The sequence below is a fragment of the Pseudoalteromonas prydzensis genome (genome assembly GCF_011050055.1).
GTDB classification, from domain to species: domain Bacteria; phylum Pseudomonadota; class Gammaproteobacteria; order Enterobacterales; family Alteromonadaceae; genus Pseudoalteromonas; species Pseudoalteromonas prydzensis_A.
Genome location: NZ_DRGM01000202.1, coordinates 1 through 4100 on the forward strand (window position 1 = coordinate 1; position 4100 = coordinate 4100).

The 4100-nt window shown below is 38.6% G+C and carries 5 protein-coding genes and 1 tRNA gene; all 6 read left to right on the forward strand.

The genetic code is table 11. From position 1 onward, the window contains the following. Positions 1–53: 53 nt before the first annotated feature. Positions 54–144 (forward strand) — tRNA-Ser (locus tag ENH88_RS20675). 178 nt (positions 145–322) lie between these two features. Continuing rightward, a complete protein-coding gene (locus ENH88_RS20680) occupies positions 323–703 on the forward strand; it encodes a hypothetical protein (protein ID WP_294118013.1) in 381 nt (126 codons plus the stop codon). Between the two features lie 128 nt (positions 704–831). Continuing rightward, positions 832–1290 carry a GAF domain-containing protein gene (locus ENH88_RS20685; protein ID WP_294118014.1) on the forward strand — a complete coding sequence of 153 codons (459 nt, stop codon included), beginning with the start codon at positions 832–834 and terminating at the stop codon, positions 1288–1290. Next, the gene (locus ENH88_RS20690; RefSeq protein WP_002961910.1) at positions 1290–1568 is read left to right on the forward strand and encodes a hypothetical protein; all 279 of its coding nucleotides are present in this window, start codon (positions 1290–1292) and stop codon (positions 1566–1568) included. Before ENH88_RS20685 ends, ENH88_RS20690 begins: the two co-directional genes overlap by 1 nt. A 15-nt stretch (positions 1569–1583) precedes the next feature. After that, positions 1584–2234 carry an RNA chaperone ProQ gene (gene proQ / locus ENH88_RS20695; protein ID WP_024600504.1) on the forward strand — a complete coding sequence of 217 codons (651 nt, stop codon included), beginning with the start codon at positions 1584–1586 and terminating at the stop codon, positions 2232–2234. Between the two features lie 26 nt (positions 2235–2260). Continuing rightward, on the forward strand, positions 2261–4100 hold a 1840-nt coding region (gene prc, locus ENH88_RS20700), incomplete at its 3' end, for a carboxy terminal-processing peptidase (protein ID WP_304185206.1).

A 4100-nucleotide genomic window follows, 5' to 3' on the forward strand; every position in this document is an offset into this window, starting at 1 on the left:
ATCATTCATTTAAATAGTTATTAGTACACTCTTACTTTTAACTTAGCAGTATCGGAGAGATGGCAGAGTGGTCGAATGCACCGGTCTTGAAAACCGGCATGGGTTTATAGCCCATCTAGGGTTCAAATCCCTATCTCTCCACCATATAACAAAATAGCCCGCTAATTTAGCGGGCTTTTTTGTGCCTGTAAAATAAATAACTACGGGTAGAAATAGCGCGATTTATCATCATAAATTACGACCATAGTCTCTATTTCTAAGCTTTAGATCTTGGTGCATGCTTAATACATTAAAATTTATACTCTGTATTAAGGATTATTAGATGAAACATCAACTCGCAAAAAGCGTCGCGCTTTCATTATTGTCCCCGGTAATTATTGGCAGCTTGTTAGGATTGTATTACGCACTAACGCTACAGGGTGATTTCCTATTCGTATTTTTTCAACTTTTGATGACTGCTATCTCAAATGCGCATATTGTAGGTTTAACAATGGCGGCTTTTGTCGTGCCAGGATATTTACTTATGTTTAAGTATTCTAAAGTTAATTATTCAGGTGTATTAACCCTTGGTTTGTTAGGTGGCGCTATATTCAGTTACTTATTAAGTGCATCAACTGGTGAGATATTTTTGATTAATAGTGTTATGTCAGCATTTGCAGCTGGACTGTTTTTATTTGGTCTTCGTAAATCGGTAAAAAAATAATCGCAGCATTATTAACCAAGCACGCTGATAAACGGTGCAATTTCCTTTTTTTTACCTCCAAAAGGTTCCAATTTTTCACGACAAAGAGTACCTTTAGCTACTGTATGTTTAATAAGAAGTAGTTTGGTATGCAAAAGCACGATTTTTACCAGTCATTAGTTAAGCAAACACAATCGCTGATAGCTGGTGAATCTAATGTAATTGCCAATTTGGCAAACATAAGCGCGCTGTTATTTACCTCTTTAGAAGATGTAAATTGGGCGGGCTTTTACTTTATGGATTCTCCTACTGAATTAGTACTTGGCCCGTTTCAAGGTAACCCCGCATGCATCCGTATTCCCGTTGGGAAAGGGGTATGTGGAACTGCTGCGGCAACCGCAGAAACACAATTAATTGAAGATGTTCACGTTTTTGACGGGCATATAGCCTGTGATGCAGCGTCTAATTCTGAAGTGGTTGTACCTATCATGAAACATGGTAAAGTATTTGCAGTACTAGACATTGATAGTCCAAGTATTGGCCGATTTGATGCTGATGATAAAGTTGGCCTTGAAGCATTAGTGAAATGCTTAGAGGCGAGCCTGTAATGAAAGATTTGCTAAATGTTCAAGACTACCTATTTGCTGTGCAAGATGTTGGCGATTGGGAAGGCGAAGAAGAGCATGTAGCGGAAACGCTCAATGATTTGATTCATATTGCATGGGATCGTCTTCCAGATGATTCAGAATGTGAATTTATTGATGAAACAATTAATGGTATTTGGGAACACCTTCGGGGTGATATGGCTGTAATAGAAGCCGATTTCGAAGAGTTGGTCGACTGGGTAACACACTACGTCGATTCGTCCCTTGATGAAAAGATGTGAAAAATAGGTTCTAAAATGGAAACCACAAACAAGCTAAAAGATATTAATGAAGTGTTGGAATTTTTATATCAAGAATTCCCACAATGTTTTAAACAAAAAGATGGCATCAAGCCGCTTAAAGTAGGTATTTTTAAAGATATTGCTGAGCGTATTGAAGGCTCTGAAAAAGTAAGTAAGACTCAAGTTCGTCAAGCGCTTAGAAAATACACGTCTAATTGGCGTTATTTAGAAGCTGTGACTAAGTCAGAGTTTCGTATTGACCTTGATGGTAATCAAGGTGAAAAAGTTGAGCAAGAGCATATCGACCATGCACAAAAAGCATTGGAAGAAAGCCGTGCTAAAATGGCAAAACGCAAAAAACAACAGCGTCCACGCCAAGATTCTGATTCTAAATCTTTCAAGAAAAAACCAGCACATGCTAGTAAAGCAGGCGATAAAAACGCACCTGCAGCTAACAAACCTGCTAAAGCAGCGCCGGCTAAACGTTCAGGAAAAATTGAACCTTTACCAGCAACTGAGGTCAAGGTTAATAATAAGGTTAAGGTTAAACTTGGCCAAGCACTTGTAAACGCAGTAATCACTGAAGTGAACAAAGATGATGTTCATGTTGAATTAGTTACAGGCATGCAAGTTAAAACCAAAGCTGACAGCTTATATATTGTTTAAGTTGTAAATAAATTAAGGAGTTGTGTATGAGTAAAAAGTTTACGCTCATTCCGTTAGTTGCTGCCCTGTTTTCAGGTTCATTATTTGCTGCTGTTGAAGCCGTTACAATTGACGATTTACCCCAGCTTAAGCAAGAGAGTCAACATGGTACTGCTAGCAAACGAGTGGCTAGCTTATTTGCTCGTTCACACTATACACCGGTTCGATTTAACGATGAGCTTTCTAGTAAAGTGTACGATCGTTATATCGAATCCCTTGATTTTAATAAAAGCGTTTTCTTAGCCAGCGATATTGCCTCTTTTGAGCAATATCGTGATGACTTTGACAACGCGATTACTACCGGTAAATTAGAATTTACGTTTGATATTTTTAACTTAAGTCTTAAACGCCGTTTTGAACGTTACGAGTATTCACTTACTTTACTTGAAAAAGAAATGACGTTTGATAAAGAAGATGAATACTTTTTTGACCGTGAAGACTCAGCATGGCCGGTGTCTCAAGCCGAGCTAGATGAAATTTGGCGTGAACGTGTAAAGTACGATGCACTGCGTTTAAAAATGACGGGTAAAGATTGGGAAGGCATTAAAGAAGTGCTGACCAAACGCTATAAAAATGCAGAAAAACGTTTAGTACAATCTAATTCAGAAGATGCTTTTCAAATTGTTATGAATTCGCTAGCACGCAGTATTGAGGCGCATACGTCTTACTTATCGCCACGTCGTGCAGAGCAATTTAAAATGGATATGGACTTAGAGCTTGAAGGCATTGGTGCCGTGCTAAGCCCTGATGAAGACTACACTGTTATTCGCAGCTTAGTGCCAGGAGGCCCTGCAGATAAAACAGATCAAATTAAAGCTGATGATCGCATTATCGGCGTTGCCCAAGATGGCGAAGAATTTGTAGATGTAATTGGCTGGCGTTTAGATGACGTAGTTGATTTAATTAAAGGCCCTAAAGGGACTAAAGTACGTCTACAGTACTTAAAAGGTGTTGACGCTCACGGTGCACCTAAAGTTGTTGAAATCACGCGTGATAAAATTCGACTTGAAGATAGAGCGGCTAAATCAGAAGTATTTGAAGCCAAATACTCTGACTTAACAAGTAAAGTTGGAGTGATTGAAATTCCTGGCTTTTACAATAATCTTTCTAAAGATGTAAAAGTTGAACTGGCTAAGCTTAAAGAAGAAAAAGTTGATGGCATTATTATCGACCTACGCCAAAATGGTGGTGGTTCTTTATATGAAGCGACTCAATTGTCAGGTTTGTTTTTTGACCAAGGTCCAGTTGTTCAAATTCATACCTTAAATAACCGTATAGAAGAGCAAAAAGATCGCGATGGTATAACTTATTACGATGGCCCTTTAACTGTTTTAGTTGACCGCTACAGTGCCTCTGCTTCTGAAATATTTGCAGCAGCAATGCAAGATTACGGTCGTGCGGTTATTATTGGCGAGCAAACATTTGGTAAAGGTACTGTACAGCAGCACAAAGGCTTAGGCCGCGCTTATGACCTATACGATAATGCGCTAGGTAGTGTACAGTATACTATTGCTAAGTTTTATCGCATTAACGGGGGGAGTACACAACATAAAGGTGTGATCCCTGATATTTCGTTTCCATCAGCAATCGATCCTGCAGAGTGGGGCGAAAGTAAGCAAGATAATGCACTTCCTTGGGATAGCATTGTTAAAGCGAAATACAAAAAGTTAGGTAATTTAACACCTATTATTACCTACCTTGAGAAGCAACACGAAGTACGAATTAAATCAGAACCAGAATTTGGTTATGTATTTAATGACATTACCTTATACAACGAAGAGAAAGACCGTAAAACTATCTCTTTAGTTGAAGCTACGCGTATTAAAG